Source organism: Candidatus Gillettellia adelgis, assembly GCA_020541285.1.
GTDB lineage: Bacteria > Pseudomonadota > Gammaproteobacteria > Enterobacterales > Enterobacteriaceae > Gillettellia > Gillettellia adelgis.
Window position 1 is genome coordinate 634,621 of record CP047043.1, and the last position, 23,113, is coordinate 657,733.

At 35.2% G+C, this 23,113-nt stretch carries 8 protein-coding genes and 1 pseudogene; 8 read left to right on the top strand and 1 reads right to left on the bottom strand.

The window, feature by feature from the left end:
• Positions 1-4: 4 nt before the first annotated feature.
• The 5 genes and pseudogenes from accA to topA all read left to right on the top strand — a co-directional run bounded on the left by accA (position 5) and on the right by topA (position 10,432).
• Positions 5-965: pseudogene (accA, locus tag GIY03_RS01365) on the top strand (acetyl-CoA carboxylase carboxyl transferase subunit alpha).
• Positions 966-1,236: 271 nt separating this feature from the next.
• The gene (gene tilS / locus GIY03_RS01370) at positions 1,237-2,550 is read left to right on the top strand and encodes a tRNA lysidine(34) synthetase TilS (protein WP_457913924.1); all 1,314 of its coding nucleotides are present in this window, start codon (positions 1,237-1,239) and stop codon (positions 2,548-2,550) included.
• Positions 2,551-3,187: 637 nt separating this feature from the next.
• The gene (gene dnaK, locus GIY03_RS01375; protein ID WP_457913925.1) at positions 3,188-5,089 is read left to right on the top strand and encodes a molecular chaperone DnaK; all 1,902 of its coding nucleotides are present in this window, start codon (positions 3,188-3,190) and stop codon (positions 5,087-5,089) included.
• 96 nt (positions 5,090-5,185) lie between these two features.
• Complete coding sequence (gene dnaJ / locus GIY03_RS01380) at positions 5,186-6,301, top strand: molecular chaperone DnaJ (protein ID WP_457913926.1); 1,116 nt, start codon at positions 5,186-5,188, stop codon at positions 6,299-6,301.
• A gap of 1,533 nt (positions 6,302-7,834) precedes the next feature.
• Positions 7,835-10,432, top strand: coding sequence for a type I DNA topoisomerase (gene topA, locus GIY03_RS01385; RefSeq protein WP_457913927.1), 2,598 nt, complete (start codon positions 7,835-7,837; stop codon positions 10,430-10,432).
• A 4,017-nt stretch (positions 10,433-14,449) separates the two neighbouring features.
• Here topA and zapB read toward each other — a convergent pair.
• A complete protein-coding gene (zapB, locus tag GIY03_RS01390; RefSeq protein ID WP_457913928.1) occupies positions 14,450-14,689 on the bottom strand; it encodes a cell division protein ZapB in 240 nt (79 codons plus the stop codon).
• A gap of 1,083 nt (positions 14,690-15,772) precedes the next feature.
• Between zapB and gapA the strand changes: the two genes are divergently transcribed.
• From gapA to glyS, 3 genes are all read left to right on the top strand, one after another.
• Positions 15,773-16,771 (top strand): glyceraldehyde-3-phosphate dehydrogenase, encoded by a 999-nt coding sequence (gene gapA / locus GIY03_RS01395; RefSeq protein ID WP_457913929.1) that lies wholly within the window; start codon positions 15,773-15,775, stop codon positions 16,769-16,771.
• Positions 16,772-18,972: 2,201 nt separating this feature from the next.
• Entirely contained in the window at positions 18,973-19,902 is a 930-nt protein-coding gene (gene glyQ, locus GIY03_RS01400; protein WP_457913930.1) for a glycine--tRNA ligase subunit alpha, read from the top strand.
• Complete coding sequence (glyS, locus tag GIY03_RS01405) at positions 19,899-21,968, top strand: glycine--tRNA ligase subunit beta (protein ID WP_457913931.1); 2,070 nt, start codon at positions 19,899-19,901, stop codon at positions 21,966-21,968. Before glyQ ends, glyS begins: the two co-directional genes overlap by 4 nt.
• Positions 21,969-23,113 lie beyond the last annotated feature (1,145 nt).

Consider the following 23,113-nt stretch of genomic DNA (forward strand, 5'->3'; position numbering starts at 1 on the left):
TCTTATGGGTCTGCATTTTCTTGATTTTGAGCAACCAATTGCAGAATTAGAGGCGAAAATTAACTTATTGACAGCTATCCGTCGTCAAGATGAAAAATGCGATATGCATATAGCTGAAGAGATTCAACATTTACGTGAAAAAAGCGTTGAATTAACACGTAAGATCTTCACCAACCTTGATGCTTGGCAAATTGCTAGACTGGCACGCCATCCACACCGTCCTTATACTCTAGATTACATAAAATACATCTTTCAGGATTTTATAGAGCTAGCAGGCGACCGTACCTGCGGCGATGATAAAGCTATTGTTGGCGGTATTGCACGCCTTGATAGCCGACCAGTAATGATTATTGGTCATCAGAAAGGTCGCGAAACTAAAGAAAAAATTCGCCGTAATTTTGGTATGCCAGCACCTGAAGGTTACCGCAAAGCGCTTCGTCTTATGAAAATGGCTGCTCGATTTAAACTATCAATTATTACTTTTATTGATACACCAGGTGCTTATCCAGGTGTAGGTGCTGAGGAACGCGGCCAATCTGAAGCGATTGCACACAATTTGCGTGATATGTCACGTTTAACGGTACCGGTAATTTGTACGGTAATCGGGAGAAGGCGGTTCTGGCGGCGCCTTGGCAATTGGTGTTGGCGATAAGGTGAATATGTTACAGTATAGTACGTACTCAGTAATTTCTCCAGAAGGTTGTGCATCGATCCTTTGGAGGAACGTTGACAAGGCACCGTTGGCTGCAGAAGCAATGGGTATTACAGCAGTTCGTTTAAAAAACTTGCAGTTAATTGATACCATAATACCAGAACCGCTAGGTTCTGCATATCGAGATGTGTCAGCGATGGCTGCTTCACTAAAAGCACAGTTATTAACGGACCTAAAAGATTTAGACAGTTTAAGTCATGATAAGCTGCTCGATCGGCGTTATCAAAGACTAATGAATTATGGCTACTGTTAAATATATTTATTAATAACATTTTATTAGAGATATTGCCCGGTTTTTATTTTATTAAACATTCATTAGGTGTCTCTGACTAGTTATTAAGTCAACAGTAAGTATCAAAAAGTTATTCCAGAATAGGATTAATTATTTATGTAATATAATACATGTGCCTCCTTGATCATTAATTATTTTCTTAGAGTATACAATTTATTATTATGTGTTTGTATTAAAAGCTAGCATTTTCAGTGCTAAGTATTTATAAAACTACAAGTGATGTATGTGACCCATGAAGTCTGATCAATTAATAACCCATGTATTGAATGAACTAGGTATGCACAGACAATTGCTCCTAGCATTTAGTGGTGGACTAGATTCGACAGTTTTGTTGCACTTGTTGGTGCAGTTACGCCATCAGCACCCAGAACTTCAACTTAGAGCAATATATATTCATCATGGTTTGCATGCGTCTTCTGACGCCTGGGCGAATTCTTGCCAGAAGCAATGCGTTGCGTGGCAGGTGCCACTAACAATACAATACGTTCAGGTAGATTTGCGTTGCGGTGGCATAGAGGCAGCAGCCCGTACAGCACGTTATACTGTTTTTGCTAAAACATTAAAAGCCCGAGAAGTCCTTGTTACTGCGCAACATCTTGATGATCAAAGTGAAACCTTTTTATTAGCGCTTAAACGTGGTAGTGGCCCAGCTGGGCTCTCATCGATGTCAATGTATAGTAGTGTAAATAATTATGTCCTATTGCGACCACTGCTTTCTTGTGCTCGCATACAGCTTGAAGCGTATGCGCAACAACACAATCTATTTTGGATAAATGACGACAGCAATCAAGATACTCGTTTTGACCGTAACTTTCTGCGGAGAAATGTGCTGCCATTATTAAAGCAACGCTGGCCTCATTTTGCATCGGCGGTCGCCCGTAGCGCTCACTTATGTGCAGTACAAGAACAATTATTAGAGGAGCTCTCAGCTGAGAAATTGGATGCTTTATTGGCGCCAGATAATTCTCTAGAGGTCAAAAGTCTTTTTAGATATTCAGAAGCATGCCGTTTTTTATTATTACGACACTGGATTTCACGCTATAATGTCACTCTGCCTTCATATCTTCAATTGCAGCGTTTATGGGATGAAGTGATACTCAGTCGTGCAGATGCTACACCTCGTTTGCAGTTGGGGTCATATCAAATCCGTCGTTTCCGTGGTCGGTTGTATTTACTATCACTAATGGCAAGTTTACATAATATTCGTCTAAATTGGTCGCGAATAGCACCTTTAATATTACCTGATGGATTGGGCATACTAATTAGCGATACAGGAGATATCTGTCTCCGTCCTCCAAAGCCTGAAGAGAAAGTTAGCATCCGTTTTTGCGCGCGGGGTTACGTTCGTATCGTCGGGCGCACTTATGCGAGACCAATGAAAAAGTTATGGCAAGAACTTAGTATTCCTCCTTGGCTGCGTAAACGTACTCCTCTTATTTATTATAATGATCAACTAATTGCTGCATTAAATATATTTATCTGTGAAGAAGGTAGAGTCTTAAGGAAAGAGCAGTTGTGGCGCTTACATTGGGATAAGAATTTGTAGTGGTTAACGAGTATTCGTAGTTTTATATAATTTTTTATTAAATAATAGCGCTGATTGATTTAGCGTTAAATTTATATAATATGCAAGAGATTGAATAGTGTCATGCTTGAACATTGTATTTTGTATGTCTCTTAGTTTTCTATGATTTTCTCATTACTTACTAGTGTGCGTTGCTTGTAAGTTGTTGTGTTGTTATTCAATTATAACTTGAGTGAATTAGGATATATAGTTAATTGATTTAAAACTGCAATAGAAATAGGCATAATACTTTTATTTTCTCGGTCTTTTTATTAGATTTTTAATTATATCTTAATGTATCTTAAGTTTGTATGATAATAAAAAAAAGAATTTTTTGGCCTTTCCCCTTGATGCTGCGTTAGATGGCCCCATGTTATTTTTAATCGTAGTTGCTGACTACAGGTAAATCTATATATTGAGTAGTTAAAACAGTAACACTGCCTACATAGATACCCCTAAATAATTTGAGTTGTAATACAGTGGCAATGCAGAAAACTTTAAAGATCATATAGTAGTTAATCAGTCAGGTTAACGAGACAATTTACTAGATAGACAACTTAAAATATGGCGGAAATAGATTAGCAACTTAATTAGTTATTATTTTAGTGGAGACGTTTAGATGGGAAAAATTATTGGTATCGACTTAGGTACAACCAACTCTTGTGTAGCAATCATGGATGGTGCGAAGGCACGCGTGCTGGAAAACGCTGAGGGTGACCGAACCACTCCTTCTGTCATTGCGTATACTCAGGATGGTGAAATTCTGGTTGGTCAACCAGCTAAGCGTCAGGCTGTTACTAACCCGAAAAATACCCTTTTTGCAATCAAGCGTCTAATTGGTCGCCGCTTCCAAGATGAAGAGGCGCAGCGCGATAAAAGTATTATGCCATATAAAATTATTAAAGCTGACAATGGCGATGCTTGGTTAGAAGTGAAAAACCAAAAAATGGCACCACCGCAGATCTCTGCTGAAATATTAAAAAAAATGAAGAAAACAGCTGAAGATTATCTCGGTGAAGCAGTAACTGAAGCGGTAATTACCGTACCTGCTTATTTTAATGATGCACAACGTCAAGCAACGAAGGATGCTGGTCGTATCGCTGGCCTAGAAGTAAAGCGTATTATCAATGAACCTACCGCTGCTGCTCTAGCGTACGGCTTAGATAAAGAAGTTGGAAACCGTACAATTGCAGTTTATGATTTAGGTGGTGGTACGTTTGATATATCTATCATCGAAATAGATGATGTTGACGGAGAAAAAACTTTTGAAGTTCTAGCAACTAACGGTGACACTCATCTGGGCGGTGAAGATTTCGATAGTCGTCTAATTAATTATTTGGTAGAAGAATCTAAAAAAGAACAAGGTATTGATTTACGTAATGATCCGCTTGCGATGCAGCGCCTTAAAGAAGCTGCAGAAAAAGCAAAGATTGAGTTATCTTCCACACAGCAAACTGATGTTAATCTGCCATACATTACTGCAGATGCAACTGGACCAAAACATATCAATATAAAAGTGACCCGCGCAAAAATCGAGTCACTCGTTGAAGATTTAGTGACACGTTCTATTGAACCTTTAAAAGTGGCATTAAAAGACGCGAATTTATCTGTCTCTGATATTCAGGATGTCATCCTAGTTGGTGGACAGACTCGTATGCCTATGGTGCAAAAGAAAGTAGCTAACTTTTTCAACAAAGAACCACGCAAAGATGTTAATCCTGACGAAGCAGTTGCGGTAGGCGCTGCGGTACAAGCGGGTGTTTTAGCAGGCGATGTAAAGGATGTATTGTTATTAGATGTTACGCCACTATCTCTAGGCATAGAAACTATGGGTAGTGTGATGACACCTCTAATTAGTAAAAATACTACTATCCCAGCTAAGCATAGTCAGGTGTTCTCAACTGCTGAAGACAACCAATCTGCGGTGACTATACATGTACTGCAAGGTGAACGTAAGCGCGCTAGCGATAATAAATCTCTCGGGCAGTTCAATTTAGATGGTATTCAGGCGGCACCACGTGGTATGCCTAAGATTGAAGTGACTTTCGATATTGATGCTGATGGTATTCTGCATGTTTCTGCTAAAGACAAGAATACTGGGCGTGAGCAGAAGATTACTATTAAAGCTTCTTCGGGGCTAAATGAAAATGAAATTCAAAAAATGGTTCGTGATGCCGAATTAAATGCGGAATCTGACTGCAAATTCGAAGAACTTATACAGACTCGTAACCAAGCAGATTACTTAGTACACAGTACCCGTAAGCAGCTTAGAGAAATCACAGAAAAACTGTCGGTAGAAGACAAAACAGCTATCGAAAAAGCGCTGCAAGACTTAGAAGTAGCATCAAAAGGTGAAAATAAAGAGCAGATAACACTAAAAACTCAAGCTTTAATGCAAATGTCTGAGAAATTATTGGCTATGGCGCCGTCTAATAACAGCACTAATAATGCAACTCAGACAGATGACGATGTCGTTGATGCAGAGTTCGAAGAGGTTAAAGATAAAAACAATCACCCTTAAGTAAATAAAGAATGGTAGGAATTCGTTACTGGAAAATTTAGTATAAACGTCAAGGTAACTCTATGTACGTGCATGTATGTTCAGGGCAAAAAGATAATGGCTAAGAAAGACTATTATGAGATTCTTGGTGTTAGCAAAACGGCAGATGAGCGTGAAATAAAAAAAGCGTATAAACGCCTAGCAATGAAATATCATCCTGATCGTAATCAAGACAAAGGCGCTGAGATCTTATTTAAGCAAATTAAGGAAGCTTATGAAATATTGACGAACGACCAAAAGCGCGCTGCTTATGATAAATATGGAGATGCAGCTTTTGAACAAAACCGTATGGAAGAGGGAAATGGCGCAGATTTTAGCGACATTTTTGGCGACGTATTTGGTGATATCTTCGGTGGGAGTCGTCGTCAACGTGCTGCACGTGGTATAGATTTGCGCTATAATATCGTTCTGTCTCTTGAAGAAGCAGTGCGTGGTGTGACTAAAGAGATCCGTATTCCAACTCTGGAAGAATGTAATATATGTCACGGTAATGGAATAAAACCCGGTAAGTCGCCGACAACATGTCCTACCTGTCATGGACAGGGGCAGGTACAGATGCGTCAAGGTTTCTTTAGTGTGCAGCAAACCTGTCCGCACTGCCATGGAAGAGGGCAGATTATAAGCGATCCTTGCAATAAATGCCAGGGTCATGGACGAGTAAAAAAATCTAAAACGCTGTCAGTAAAAATTCCATCCGGTGTAGATACTGGTGATCGTATTCGCCTAACTGGTGAAGGAGAAGCAGGCGAGCATGGCGCTCCCCCGGGTGATCTATATGTTCAAGTGCAATTACAGGCTCATCCAATCTTTGAGCGTGAAGGTAATAACTTACATTGTGAAGTACCAATAAATTTTGCTATGGCAGCGTTAGGCGGTGAGATTGAAGTTCCGACGCTAAATGGTCGGGTGAAACTGAAAATACCTGCAGAAACCCAGACTGCTAAAGTATTCCGCCTACGTGATCAGGGTATTAGATCAGTACGTGATGGAAGTCAAGGAGAGTTACTCTGTCGTATAGTTGTAGAAACACCAGTTAAGTTGAATGACAGACAAAAAAAGTTATTTAAAGAATTAGAAACTAGTTTTAACAGCCCCTCTGGTGATAAAAACAGCCCTCGTTCAAAGAGTTTTTTCGATAGTGTAAAAAATTTCTTTGGTGAATTAGCTGATTAAGTAATCACTAAAATAGTGAGTAGTTTATGCTAAATATAAACCTAAAAATCTAATTTACTGCTATTTAGACATAGCCTACAACTTTGTTGTAGGTATTTCAAAGATAGTTGTATGTAGTGGTTAACTGATGCTGGTTACAGCAGATCATAATTTATAGAATAAATGCACCTTGATTAATTATAATCAAGGGCTTCTTAAATCTATTTGGTGCATATAACGTTTTAATACTCATTAGAACTGTCCTGCCTATTATCTAACTAAGTGGCTGTCTTGTTAGCTTATACTTTAGTGTTACATGATTGTAACATAGTAATCCGGGAGACTTGCACACCTTTACTAATTAAACACGCATGATTTTTATACTAGAAAATCTACTCTACACTCATAATTATGTTACTAATTACTGAGAAATAAAAGAAGATATAACAAATATACAGTCATTTTTTTGTCTAAGCGATAATTACGTAATAGCATGACTACATATTTTATTCTTAGAAAAGTTTTTTAGCATTGACATATTAATGAATATTTCAGTCTTAATTTCATAAGACTATCGCCTAAAATAAAGGCTTAGTCGTGAAGCGAAGTTAATGTCGACCACATACTTGTTAAGTATCCAAGGCATGATATTTGGTAATTATATTACACATGGTTGAATGTATGACTCAATAGTGAGTACTACTATATCTTTTTGTATATAACTATATAATTTTACTCTAATTACTTTAGATATAAAAAACATTTAGTTTACTGCTACAAAGAGTATAAATCGGCATACAAGACATACATGTAACCCCTACAAACTAAAAAGAATAGTTTCAGGATACTCAGTCTGTCCTATTTTATGTAATGTTTATTATACATAAAAACATAAGTAATATATATGTAACTTATATGCCGAGAAAAGATATAAGGGGTAAAAGTAGCGGTAATCGTATTTACCTAAAATATTATATGTATACTGAACTCAAATGATTTTGTGATACAAATTAATAAAATGATTCCTTTTTTCGATAACTAAAATCCAGATGCAATAGAAAAATTATAGAATATAATAGATCAACAAGTGACCCGCGATCAATACGATCACTTGGTTAAAGGTATTTTTTAGAAATACACTATTCTTTTATAACATATTACTAGAATTTCGTGCAAGATTATCGCATAAGATTGATGAGAATTTCCTGAAATTTCAGCATAAAATTTTCCATGAATCGAGTATAAATGAAATAATTCAATTTGTTATAATATTTTATGTGGAATGCTAGGTTAGCAATAAGATTGTATCATTTTAAGTCATATGAATCAGTTATAAGATAAATATATTGATTGCTTCTTGCACGACGTTAACATAAAAATCGAGACTGATATTGTAGTATCTCAAGATTAAGTATTTTCTTATATACTTATCATACTGCATATTTCACTCTTTTACATCAGATGGACTATTAATTAAGCCCCTCGTGCTTTTAGCCCATGTATCTTCAGGTTAATTAAATATAGCTAAAAGCTATAAATTAGGTAAAGATAAATATGGGTAAAGCTCTTGTGATAGTTGAGTCCCCGGCAAAAGCCAAAACTATTAATAAGTACTTAGGGAATAAGTACATAGTAAAATCTAGTATTGGCCATATCCGTGATTTACCGATTAATGGCGTAGCTAACAAAAAAAGTCGTAATGTAAGTATAGATCAGGTCAATAAGAAAGTTAAACAAGATAAAAAGATAGCGCTGGTTAATCGTATGGGGGTGGATCCCTATCACGGATGGAGAGCGCATTATGAAATCTTACCGGGCAAAGAACAAGTAGCATTAGAGTTAAAATTATTAGCAGAAAAAGCCGAGCATATTTATCTCGCTACAGATTTGGATCGTGAAGGGGAAGCAATTGCTTGGCACCTTCGGGAAGTCATTGGTGGCGATAACAGACGCTTCAGTCGTGTAGTGTTTAATGAAATTACTAAAAATGCAATTAATCAGGCATTTAAACAGCCTGTTAATTTAGACATTAACCGTGTTAATGCACAACAGGCACGTCGTTTTATGGATCGTATAGTAGGCTATATGGTCTCGCCATTGCTATGGAAGAAAATTGCTCGCGGTTTATCTGCCGGACGAGTGCAGTCAGTAGCTGTCCGATTAGTGGTAGAACGTGAGCGTGAAATTAAAGCGTTTGTGCCCGCAGAATATTGGGAATTGTATGCTGATCTCTTGACTAATGATAATATTACACTGCGAATGAAAGTAATGCATATGAATGATAAACCATTCAAACCAGTCACTTATCAAAAAATACATGCTACTACAAAATTGTTAAAAAAATCATCTTATATTGTTTGTGATCGTAAAAATAAAAAAATCAGCAGTAAGCCATGGGCACCGTTCATCACTTCTACTTTACAGCAAGTGGCCAGCACACGTCTTGGTTTTGGTGTAAAAAAAACTATGATGATAGCTCAGAAATTATATGAATCGGGCTATATTACTTATATGCGTACTGACTCGACTAATATCAGTCAAAATGCACTAACTATAGCACGTCATTATATCGGTAATAATTTTGGAATTCAGTATTTACCAAACGTATCGAATCAGTATAGCAACAAAGAAAATTCACAAGAAGCGCATGAGGCTATCCGTCCTTCGGACATTTATATTCTTGCTGCGCAACTAGAAGATATGACAACAGATACAAAGAAGCTATATGAGCTAATATGGCGACAGTTTATTGCCTGTCAGATGACTCCAGCAGAATATGATTCTACTACATTATCAGTAAATGCGGGAAATTATCAGCTACGAGCTACAGGTCGTATGTTGCGCTTTGATGGTTGGACAAAGATAATACCTTCTGCGCGCAAGGGTGATGAAGATTATGTTCTTCCGTTTATTGAAATCAACAGCTCATTAGAATTGCAGCAATTGATTTTGAATCAGCACTTTACTAAACCGCCAGTGCGTTATACTGAAGCTTCATTAGTAAAAGAATTAGAAAAACGCGGTATTGGGCGTCCGTCAACCTATGCCTCGATTATTTCGACCATTCAGGATCGTGGTTATGTACGAGTTAATAGTCACCGCTTCTACGCAGAGAAAATGGGCGAGATTGTAACTGATCGGCTAGCAGAAAACTTCTACGGATTAATGAACTATGATTTTACTGCTTGTATGGAAGACCAGTTAGACCAGATTGCCAATAATCATACTGAATGGAAAGTTGTGCTAGATGAATTTTTCGCTGATTTCAGCCAACAATTGAAAATAGCAGAGAAAGTTCCAGAAGAAGGTGGTATGCGTCCAAACCAAATGGTAAGGATTAACATTAATTGTCCAACTTGTGGTCATAAAATGGGCATTAAAACTGCTAGTACTGGAGTTTTTCTTGGGTGTTCTCGTTATGCACTACCATCAAAAGAACGCTGTAAGACTACGATAAACTTAGTGCCGACAGTAGAGGCGCTAAATATTTTAGAAGGGGATGCAGCTGAAACTAACGCATTACGTGCTCGCAGCCGTTGTCAAAAATGTGGTACAGCGATGGACGAGTATCTTATGGATAATCAGCGTAAGTTGATTATTTGTGGTAATAACCCAATTTGTGATGGGTATGAGATTGAAGAAGGAGAATTTTGCGTAAAAGGTTGTGATGGCCGAATCGTTCAATGTAACAAATGCAGATCTACAATGCATCTAAAAATTGGTCGTTTTGGTAAGTATATCGCTTGTACAAATGAGCATTGCAAAAATACCCGCAAGGTTCTCCGGAGTGGTGATATTGCACCTGAAAAAGAAGATCCCATCTCGTTTCCAGAGCTTCCTTGCAAGACGTCTAATGCGTACTTTATTTTACGTGAAGGAAAGTCTGGGGTATTCTTTGCGGCTAATACGTTTCCTAAATCTCGAGAAACTAGAGCCCCTCTAGTCGAAGAATTAGCGCAGTTTAAAGAGCGTCTATATGGAAGATTGCGTTATTTAGCAGATGCACCAGTAATTGATAATGTAGGAAATAAAACGTTAGTGCGGTTTAGTCGTAAGACTAAACAGCAATATATCACCTCAGAGAAAGACGGAAAAACTACTGGTTGGTTTGCCTTTTATGTAGACGGTAAGTGGGTGGTACAAAATAAGTAAGTTACAATTTTTGTCTTTTAAAAAGACTATGTTACATGATTAGTGCTAATGCTTAAAAAGCGATACATATAGAATTATATAACTTATAAGAGATTTTATGATTCTACCTATTGCGCTTAGTAATAGGTAATTACTTAAGATTTCAGTGTGTATTTTGCAGTCTACGCTTAACATTCAAAGTATTATTAATAATTAGTATTGCTTTTAGCATAATTATTGACATCTTTCCATTGTGTTAGTTATTATTAATTGCAATAAAATAGACGCTTTTACTTTTGAGAGTTTTAAGGTAGCAGATTCTTTGCCAGCTAGATCATTCAGGTTCAATACGCGTGTAATAGTTAGAATAAAATGATTCGTACCAGTGTCTAGGTTTAAGATTTTACCGAAAGATATCAAGGCATATGTCTATTTCATGTTTTGTATTTAAATAAATTTTTTGAAGCAATCAGGCAGTCTTATTTTTTTGTTATCATTCGGTGTCATAAATGACTATTAGTTGCTTGATTTTATTTATAGAGTATACGCTAGATAATTTGTTATACTTAACCCCCTTTAGTATAGATATTGAGTTATATACAAAATATAGTGTAGAGGAACTTCGTAATTTATCAAGCAATCTTATGATACACACTATAGCATACTAGCATCACTCGTAAAACAGTATAATAACTATATAGTCTGTATTACGTGCAGAGACGGTAACTTTTGAATTCTTATAGTCAACTTTAGTAAGTTATGGCTTCATTTTTCTTGTCCATTAATACAGCTAAAGTGTATCAAGGTGAAATACAGTAGAAATAATATAAGGGTATTAGCTTTTAAAGATCAACAGGGATAGCTTGTACATCATTGCATTCTTTTTAGATTATATAATTTATGATTAGAGAGTACACTAATTACTTGACTCTCATAGAGAATTTTAATGCTCATTATGATAATATAGTACTGTCTCGTAAAAATACGAACAAGCTATTGTGATACAAAGGATACTCGTAAGTATAGTGATAAACTCTCTTTAGAACTTTCGTATAATCACTTTAGATTCTTGAGATTATCATTTACCATACTGTGATAAACGTTTTTCATTATATATCTATTATATGTAAGTATACACATACGACGTTATCCAAAATTTCAATGTATACTTGACGTAATATGCAGCATATGATATTATCACTCTATCTGGCAATAAGAATATGATAGCTGTGTGTAAATCTGCTACATTTCTAGAAGTTCAAGGATACAACTGATAAATTACTAGTATTTGATGGCTATAAATATAGCGCTTTTTAAGCTATTAATTATTTTATATAACATAGTATAGGTATTTACCTTTATAACGGTTTTATTGCTAATCTAGAAGATTTCTTATTTTAGTGGCCTTCCTAGAAAAGGAATATACATGCTTTGGAATTATACTAACTGTGCTTAATAGTCTATGGTAATGATTTTAATAGTAGCCTAAGTGAAGATGTTAATCTTGTAGGGTTTATATGTTAGCCAATGTACTGCATACACTCGCAGCAATTTTAGCATATCTGTACATAAAGTACAATCTCGTTCGTCTTCAGCGCACTCGAACTAACAGTTCGCTTCTATAGTACCCACTCTCGATCTTGCAAGGCATAAGCTAATTTTTTGCTTAATAAACCAATAGTTCACACTCTCGATGATGATCTAGTAGAATTAATGCTACTTTATTATGCAGAATATACCGCATTGTAGTTTTTACTTGAATATCATAGTTGCAGCGTAAATTGCATTATGCATTGCCAGTGAGACGCGTAGAATATACACACCAGTACCTACATCTCAATAGAGATAGCCTCAAGAAAATTAATGCTCAGTGACTAATTTTGATTATTAGCTCTTTAAACCATGGAATTAAAAATCACCTAATGTATAGGAGATGTTTTTCTTTTTCGACTTGTTAATATTACATATTTTTATAAGAATATTCTATTAAATTTTTGTTACATATCCTATGATATGCTCAGTAAGCTAAGTAGCATTAAAATGCCACGTCAATCTCTGTTTGATTAAATATCGATTTTAGGTTGTTTTTCATCGATGCTCATTAAACAAGTTAATAATATTATTATGGTTTATTGAATTATAGTAAGATAATTTATATGTATTATTGATAATCCTTCCTTTTAGATAAGGAGTTAGGAATCAGAGAGTAAAATATTATCATGCACAGTATTAAGTATATCTTCGCTACTTATAATACCGCGCATTTCCTAGGTATTTAATTTTGTATTAATGATTTGCTAGCTATGATGTATTACTGACAATCTCTGTACTTAGTTACTACGGTTATCAAACGACCTCAGAAGAGCTCATGAGCATATTGTGATGATATGCCTTACAATTATCCTGCGAAGAGTAATATTTACATTGTTGTTTTACTATTTGTGATGCTTTAGTTGATCAGCGTGTTGAATCGTTAATGACAACTTATATGCAAGGGTTTCCAGCATGTGCGATATAGTTTAAAATAGAAAACAGTATTACTGAAAATACTTGTAATTTTACATTTTAATTACTTAAAAACTAAAATTAAACATGTAAGAGTAAACTCTGGGTAAGTCCTCTGATCCTTTTAATTTTCATGTTTAAGAAGATGTAGCATAAATTACTGAGAATTCATGAATGTTATTCTTAATTTTATCCTTTGGACCTATAATAAAGTTAGAACATTAGTTTCTAATTTACTGGTAGTTCTAAGAGTATCTTTCTGAGATATACATATACATGACACACATCTATAATAGATCACATCTAATTAACTCTGAGTGTTATTTCAGTGCTTAGACGCAAGCATGAATCGTGCGATAGCTTTTTCGGTTAGTTCATTCTGATGATATATACTTCATAAAAAGTAAGATACTGTTACTGGTATGTATACTTCATAAAGTGAAATAGCGATTGTTGAGTATATTTTGATATGCTATTTTCTACGACTTAGTGATCGAATTCAGGTCGTAATCAGGTAAAGAGTCAAGCGGAATATATAGTGTCATCGTTGAGTCTTCCATGAGTTCTTTATAGTAAAAATCTCCTCTATTCATGATAGAGTTTACTTTTCTTTATGAAATAAGTGATACTATTGTAGTTGAGTAAATTCTATTTTGTCACTGTGTTAGCTATATTATTGAAGTTTATGTGTTTCTAATATTTCGGAAAGTATAACTATTATTTTATCTTTAAATGTTACTGGTTAGTATTAAGTTATATGTCAGTTATATTGTTTGTGTTTCATAAGGAATGTTAATAGATAAGAAAGTTTCTTTTATTCTTGTGCTTCTTTTTTAGTTTTCTTTGAATTCTATAAATGTCTTTCACAATCCCGGGGTATTGATGCAGAATACTACATGCTTTTTATAACTAAAATGTTATATTATAGGTATGGAATAATCTTTATGGTAAGGTAACAGATATATAATAATATTATTCGGTGGGATAATGGCTGGTGTACTTAAACAAAGTATTAATTAATTAATAATTTTTAAAGTTTATGCTTTTCTACAGTGCTTATTTATAATAAGCATTTTAGAGTTGTCGTCACTATCATTGAAGGGCTGAGTAGATTGTTTTATGCGTGGCCAACACTTTTAAGTAAGTCAGATCAGCATTTATGTTATATATCTAAATTTTAACGGTAAAAGAATAAATGTTATGCTATTACATTCTTTCTATCTTAGCAATTATAGGACAAAAACATGTAAGTTGGAGTGTTAATTTTTGTTTACCAGCAAGCTTACCTAGTATGGTTATGACTAGGGCTATCACATGTAAAACAAGTATCTTCAAAATTATCAGCAAATCCTTTTGATAAATAAGTAATCTAAATTTTTCTACAATATAGATATCTCCGACTTCGTATAGTTATTATGTAATAATAAAATTATTAAATTTTTTTGTTAATGTTGATAAATGTAATTTATTACTAGATGTTTTATTAGAATGAAGTGTCATGAAGAGAATTGCCTATTGTATAGGTATTAATAATTAAACTTTTTCTATCTTTCCAAGAAGGGCGCGCAGACGATCTTGCCATATAAGCTGCTCTTCTTGCAGTTTTTTATTATCCCTAAGTAAAGATTCATGGTTAGCGGACGCTATATGCACTTCCTGCGTTAAAGCGAAATTTTTTTCTTTTAGTTCTTCGATCTCCATGTGCAACAAAGTAATCATGTCAATTGCCTGTTGAACTTTTGCTTCTAGTTTTTCAAATATTTCAAATGACATCGTTAAATCTCCTGATGATCGTGCAATATATATAGCCCTATATTTAATGGGAATATTCGTTTGCTTATCTCATGTATTCCAATTACTTTCTGACTAAATATGCATGAGTTTTAGTATATTTGTTTTTTGATACTCATATTGTTTGGGGTATACTGAAAATACTTCAAGATATAATCGTGTTTTTAAAGTATTAGCGGAGGACCGTTAGTTTATTAAGCTGCTACATCTGCAAGCATATCGAATATACTGATATATAAAATAATGCATCGCACACTTCACTATTCATGCACGCGCTTAATACTACGTTATGTGATTAATGAAAGATTAGTTATGAGGTTTTAAATAAATTTTGCAGTTTTATTGTACGTGCAGCATTTTTGACGCTCCTATCTTGAGATTTTAGTTGGCTATTATGTAACTACTCACTGAGATGTTGATGCAGGAAAGTACAACAAAAGCAATGAGATTATGTAATTCAGTTGGAGTTCAAGTTTTTTAGCATCTACGAAAGAATTCGTATAAAAAATTTTATCTTGTATAGGCGTTAAAGAGGTAGAATGTTGATTTTTCTCTCTAGGCAAAAATAGAATTATATGTATATAATAGAGCCGTTTGATGATAACTAATGCGTTTAAATTATCTTAATTATGATACGAGTGCAATGAATTATAAATCAGAAAAATTATCATCACTGTAAACATACAGTTAGCGCGCTCTATATAATAAGAGGATATCAGTAGAGTGGCAAAATATAACCGAAATTCATATATACAGTACTTGAACTTTGTAAAAACTTAATTTTAAAAAAAGTTTTATTAATATAGATAAGTTATACAATAAGTAACTTCGGTTAGCAAGGATATCTAATACAGATATCACTTGTTGTATAACTATACAGAAGTTTGATGGTAATATTATGTATTACACAACCACTTAATAGAACGAGTAATGAATGTGAAAAACTCTACCTTTAGATGTAGAGTTTGGGATTCTATATTGATAGACACGATTCTGTTTGACGTGGAGTCAGGTTGTTATAATTTTACAGTTAATTTTTATTCACTAATAAAATCTGGTGGCATAATGACTATTAAAGTAGGAATTAATGGCTTTGGGCGTATTGGTCGTATTATTTTTCGAGCTGCTCAAGAACGCTCTGACATTGAAATTGTTGCAATTAATGATCTGCTTGACGCAGAATATATGGCTTACATGCTGGAGTATGATTCGACTCATGGTCGATTTAATGCTGCCATAGAAGTTATAGATAAGCATTTAGTTGTCAATGGTAAGATTATTCGTATTACTTCAGAAAAAGACCCAGCTAATCTCAAGTGGAACGAGGTAGGTGCTGACGTCATAGCTGAAGCGACTGGTATTTTCCTTACTAATGAAACCGCACGTAGGCATATTATTGCAGGCGCTAAGAAAGTTGTACTTACGGCACCATCTAAAGATGCGACACCAATGTTTGTTCGTGGTGCTAATTTTGAAAAGTATGCCGGTCAGCATATTGTTTCTAATGCTTCTTGTACTACCAATTGTTTAGCTCCACTAGCTAAAGTAATCAATGACAGCTTTGGTATTCTTGAAGGACTCATGACTACTGTACATGCAACGACTGCCACTCAAAAAACTGTTGATAGTCCCTCCGCTAAAGATTGGCGAGGTGGCCGTAGTGCTTCCCAAAATATTATCCCGTCTTCTACCGGTGCTGCTAAGGCGGTAGGTGTAGTTTTACCAGAGTTAAGCGGCAAGTTAACTGGCATGTCATTTCGTGTTCCAACGACAAATGTATCAGTAGTTGATCTAACTGTTCATTTGAAAAAATCGGCTACTTATAAAGAAATTAAGGAAGTTGTTAAAGCTGCTGCTGAGGGTTCAATGAAAGGTGTGGTAGGCTATACTGAAGACGAGGTGGTTTCTACTGATTTTAACGGAGAAATCCTAACATCTGTATTTGACGCAAAAGCTGGTATTTCATTGAATAATAATTTTGTGAAACTAATTTCATGGTATGATAACGAAACTGGTTACTCCCACAAGGTTTTAGATCTAATTACTCATATTGCAAAAGAATAATATCATGGTAAATCAGTAGAGGGGTAATATATAAGTGTTACCTTCTTTGCTGTATTTTAGAAAAAATGAAAATATTTTAGTCTCGATGATCACATAATTTTTTATATTGTTTATTGCTCGCTCGAGATACTTGATACAGCGCTTTTTATAGTACTTAGGCGATACTCATTACATGGTGTGTGTGGTTCATTCTGTATTTGCTCTCACGTGTTTGATTGGAAAGCTCTATATATCCATATAGATCTAATTGTGTGATGTATCAACGTTAGTGGCCATGGTCTTTTTTTTGTAATAAAGCATTAATAGTCAGTCATTAGTACTGCTTGCTATTTTGCATCTACTAAAGCATTATTTCATTAAATTATTATGTCGGTATCACTTTATGTTCCGAAGCCTTGTGAATGTTTGTAGGGTTTGAAGAGCGTTGATTCAGTGTTGTATCTGATATCATCTATGTTTTTATAAGTACAATTTTGTTTGCATAGTATGAATGGCGTTCAATAGAACAGTCGGATGTCATATTGTGATATTCATGAATTCATTTTATAATACAACTGCTTATTTAGAAGCATATTATCTGTGTAATAATAAATAGATTTGATTATCGTTACTCCCTTAAATAGTTAAAAGAACAGCTTCCTTTATTTGATATGAGTATGCTATTATTTAAGTTTTTACTGGTGTGTCTATAAATGGAAGATTTGTGACAACCAAGAACTCAGCAATGACGTCGGAGTTACAATCTTGCAATGTCAAGAAGAACTGCTTTATGTGATTATATTCTCTTGTATTATAGATGTTATAATAGAAAAGACGTTCATTAATATCATCTACCTGATGATATTAATGAACAATCACTGCTCTTAAAAGAGCGAGTATACGAAACAGACATAAGTATATCGATCCATATATCTCGTTAGCATATTAGAATTAAGTTTTTTTGAAAGTTTCACCCTATATGTAGAATGTTTCACTATTAGTTCTGACTTTATGAGACTGATATCTCTTATCTTGTGTATGTATAAATAAAAGTGTAACAGTATTATCATGTAAGCTCAGAATTTACGCGCCTAGATTATAGTCACAGTACTTTAATAAATTTAGGTTTATTATATAGTTGTAAGTTAACGATTAAGAATATTGGGGTTGTAATATACTCATTACTTATGTGTGTATGTTGATTAGTGTATACCCTAGTAATTTACAGTTGCTAACGGTTTATTAGTTGGATGGGTAATTAAAATTTTACTTAAAACCCGCACGTATAGATTGTAATAGCACTCAGACTGTAGCGTTGTTATATTGGCCGGTGACACGTTAGAGTGCGCTTATGGCGTTATATAAAAGCAATAAGTTCAAGAAAAAAATTATCCGCCCATTTATATGATTAATAATAATTATTATTATAAATATTAAAAATATAGCGCAGTAGTATAACTAGGTATCACATTGTGTGTATCAACTAACAAAAAGATTTACATGAATCTAAAATATGCACTCGGTATATTTTTTTGAGTCTGTGTCGTTTGTTTAAGAAGTTTTATCTACTTCTTTAAAATTCTAGTATACGTTGTACAAGATTTATGCAAGATTAACGACCTTTGAACGATTTGAGATAAAGGTTATCACCTAGAGATTTTTTCTGATTCACTAATATTAGTGGTGTACATGACGGATTCATGCGTATAATGTAATCATGAATCAACTATTTCTATATCACATGTAATGTTCAACAGTAAATAATTGCGCGCATGCATTACTTATCCTAACTATCGTATAAGTATTATTGCATTATCCTTAATTAATCTAAAGATTCTTAGGTAAAATGTAATAATGTTTGGCGCTATATGCTTTCTGATGAACATTTAATATATTTACAGTGTTTTTAAGTACAGCGTTTATTTGTATTTTGTCACTTTTTAGCATAATTTTAGGTATTAATCAATGCCATCGCTGATATTTAGTATACGACCTAGTTCTGGATGTTTTTTGATACTCACGTTCCTTATAGTATAACCAGTTAAAAGTATTAGTAGCAAAGCATTAATAAGCAGTGGGTACGATAAATGCATCATAGTATGTAAGGCTAGTCACTGCTAGGTTTTTTATATCTATATTTAGTGTCTTCTGTACATCTTATAGTTAATAAATACAGTGGAAAATCTGATTTATATTAACTTATATTGCACGAAAATTTAAAAATGAAAAAGCTTGATACCAAGACCTTTCAAGATGTAATTTTAATACTACAAGATTATTGGGTATCTCAAGGTTTTACCATTATTCAACCGTTAGATATGGAAGTCGGCGCAGGAACCTCACACCCAATGACTTGTTTATGGGCGCTAGGCCCAGAACCTATGGCTACTGTGTATGTGCAACCTTCTCGTCGCCCCACTGACGGTCGATACGGTAAAAACCCGAATCGCCTGCAGCATTACTACCAGTGTCAAGTGGTAATAAAGCCCTCTCCAACGAATATTCAAGAGATGTACCTGAACTCCATGAAAGCACTGGGGCTGGATCTCACTGTACATGATATTCGTTTTGTAGAAGATAATTGGGAAAACCCAACTCTTGGTGCTTGGGGTTTGGGGTGGGAAGTATGGTTAAATGGTATGGAAGTAACTCAGTTCACTTATTTTCAGAAAATTGGTGGTTTGGAGTGCAGACCAATTACTGCTGAGATTACTTATGGATTGGAACGTTTAATGATGTATATCCAGGGTGTAGATAGCGTTTATGATTTAGTGTGGAGTAATGGTTTACATGGAATAATTACCTACGGCGACATCTTTTATCAAAATGAAATAGAACAATCTACTTATAACTTTACTTATGCTGATGTAGGGTTTTTATTTTCTTGTTTTGATCAGTATGAAAAAGAAGCACAGTCGCTTCTGGCACTGGAAAAAGCGTTACCGTTGCCTGCGTATGAACGCATTCTAAAAGCAGCCCATACCTTTAATTTACTAGATGCCCGCAAAGCAATATCAGTAACTGAGCGTCAGCACTATATTTTACGTATTCGCGCACTTACTGTGTCTGTTGCAGTAGCCTACTATGCTTCTCGCAAAGCGCTGGGTTTCCCGATGTGCAAAATGAGTACCCAGAGCAGAGATAGGCTATGACCCAACAAACGTTCCTAGTAGAAATTGGCACAGAAGAGCTACCACCTAAGGATTTGCGTGCGTTATCCGAATCCTTTGCATCCAACTTTACCAGCGAGCTGGCAAACGCGAATCTTAAACATGGTGTGGTGAGTTGGTTTGCTACACCGCGCCGTCTAGCACTAAAAGTCATTAACTTAAGCACCGTACAGCCTGATCATATCATTAAAAAATATGGCCCAGCGGTCAGTCAAGCGTTCGACTCCCAAGGTAATCCTAGCAGAGCAGCGGAAGGCTGGGCTCGATCTTGCAATATTTCTCTTGATCAGGCAAAGCGCTTTGTTACCAATAAAGGCGAATATTTATTATATTACTCTAATATAAAAGGACAGCCTGTACAGAAACTTTTGCTTGATATGGTGAATATCGCACTCTCTAAATTATCCACTCCAAAACTAATGCGCTGGAGTGATTCAGCAGTGCAGTTCGTACGTCCAGTGCATACTGTGACGTTACTTTTAGCTTCTGAGTTAATCGCTGGTGTTGTACTAGGAGTGGAATCCGCGCGCACCGTGCGTGGTCACCGCTTTATGGGTGAAGCTGAGTTCATACTTCAGGATGCTAATGATTATCCAAAAATCCTTCTGGAACGCGGTAAAGTGATAGCTGATTACGAAGCACGTAAGGCACTAATCAAACGCAATCTCGAACGAGAAGCAAAGAAAATTGGAGGTACCGTCAATCTTAGTGAACCTCTGTTAGAAGAAGTTGTCTCTCTCGTGGAATGGCCAGTAGTGTTAGTGGCTAAGTTTGAAAAAAAATTCCTAGCAGTACCAGCGGAGGCGCTAGTGCATACAATGCAAAACAACCAAAAGTGTTTCCCAGTATATGGGGAAAAAGGTCAATTGCTCCCGAATTTTATGTTCGTAGCTAACATCGAATCAAAAGACCTACAGCAAATTATTGTTGGTAATGAAAAAGTAGTTCGTTCACGTCTGGCCGATGCGGAATTTTTCTTTAACACTGACTGCAAGCAACACCTAGAAGATTGGTTGCCGCGCTTAGAAACTGTGCTGTTCCAAAAACAACTAGGCACCCTACGTGATAAAACTAATCGTATTCAATCACTGTCTAGCTGGATTGCGAGCAAGATTGGTGCCAATATTAAACATGCTGCTCGTGCAGGTCTGCTTTCAAAATGTGATTTGATGACCAATATGGTATTTGAGTTCACTGAGATTCAAGGCATAATGGGTATGCACTATGCACGTCGTGATGGTGAGATAGATAATGTCGCTATTGCGCTCAGTGAACAGTATCAGCCACGTCTCGCCTACGATAGTTTGCCGCAGTCGCGGGTTTCATGTGCATTAGCGATTGCTGAAAAAATAGATACCCTTGTCGGTATTTTTGGGATCGGGAAACATCCAAAAAGTGATAAAGATCCGTTTGCCCTACGCCGTGCTGCACTGGGTGTGCTGCGTATTATCGTCGAAAAAAATCTACCACTTGATTTGCACGCTCTCATCGAAGAGGCTATATACCTCTATGACAGTAAGCTTACTAATGTGAAGACGGTTGATAAGGTAGTAGAATTTATGTTGGGTCGATTCCGTGCGTGGTATCAGGAAAAAGGCTACGAAGTAGACGTTATTCAGTCTGTGTTAGCGTGCCGACCAACTAAACTGGCCGATGTTAATGCTCGCATTAAGGCTATTAGTCATTTTCGCACATTAAAAGAAGCGACGTCGCTAGTCGCAGCTAATAAACGCATCTCTAACATCCTTTCTCAGTCTCGTGAAATACTGAACGACAATATAAACCTCTCAGTACTGCAGAAATCCGAAGAAATCCAACTTGTAAACCACTTAACATTGCTATCTAATAAACTAGAGTCGTATTTTGCTGCTAGTAATTATCAGGATGTGTTCATTGAGTTAACTACTCTATGCGAGCCGATAGATATTTTTTTTAAAAATGTAATAGTAATGGATGAAAATAAGACTGTACGTATTAATCGCCTAACACTGCTGAATAAGTTACGTATACTTTTCTTACGAGTAGCAGATCTTTCTATCTTACAGTAACCGAAACTCAGAAATCAGAAGACTGCTTGTGATTGTTGTGAATTTTTAGCAACGGAAGTTGACATTAGAAGTGATTAAAATAACACTTAAGAGGTATAGAGGTAGTCGATTTCCTGACAGTATTATTTTATGCATCATGCATTTAAAGTTAGTATTCCAGAATGTAAAATCTTTTGCAGCTTAAATCTGCAATATTTACTCAATTACTTTATCAATCATATGTCTTAGAAATCTACTGACAGTGGGTTATGGAAAAACAAGACGATACTCAGGTACTTAAAAAATCATCGCTAGTATAAAAAGAACTATGAGCAAAGCGTTTTGGCGTGATTATTTTCCTTTAGTATTTATTAATAAGTTAGCTAATAACCATTAATAGTGCTTTTAGTTAGTATTGTAGTAAAAAAGACGCTGATGTAGGATATTAATATTTATGTGTAACTGATAGAGCTATGGTTATTACTCAAGGAATAAGTCGCTTTAAATACATCATGGGGTCGATTGTTCATTAAATGTAGTGCGATAATAATAGTGATATTAGTTAAATATTCACGAGGTAGTTGTTATGAGGCATGTGTATTAAACTTACAATGTACACGGGGATTATAATGCTATATTACAACTGATATAGTTTAATTATAGTTTATATTACTTCGATAAAATAGGATTAATGTATCGTTACTATATGTTATGTTTATAAATTTTTAACGTACCACATTATCAACTGATTATCCTAATAGTTATGTGCAGCATGTAGTGTTATATTATGCGGTAATGAGACCTAACTGACTAGCTGATAGATTTTTACTATGTACATACCGAGGTGAGGATCAAGTAGCTTGAAGCTTGTTATGTATTCTAGTGTTGCGCGTTTATATTTTAAAATTGACACTATATAACTAATGAGCATTAGTTTTTATCACCTTGTTAGTTAACTCATGATATATTTTGTCTACTTAGATGAGAGTTAAAAATAAAGGTAGTACGCATATCGCTGTTAGCGCCGTTGCTGACTGTTATTGCGAGAGTGTATGTTAAGCTCTAATTTATAGGCTTATCCAGCTTAGTCATATTTTTGTAACGCGTGTGTTTGCAGATAACACACAGTACAACTATGTAATTTAGGTGTTATACTCTGAGTATAT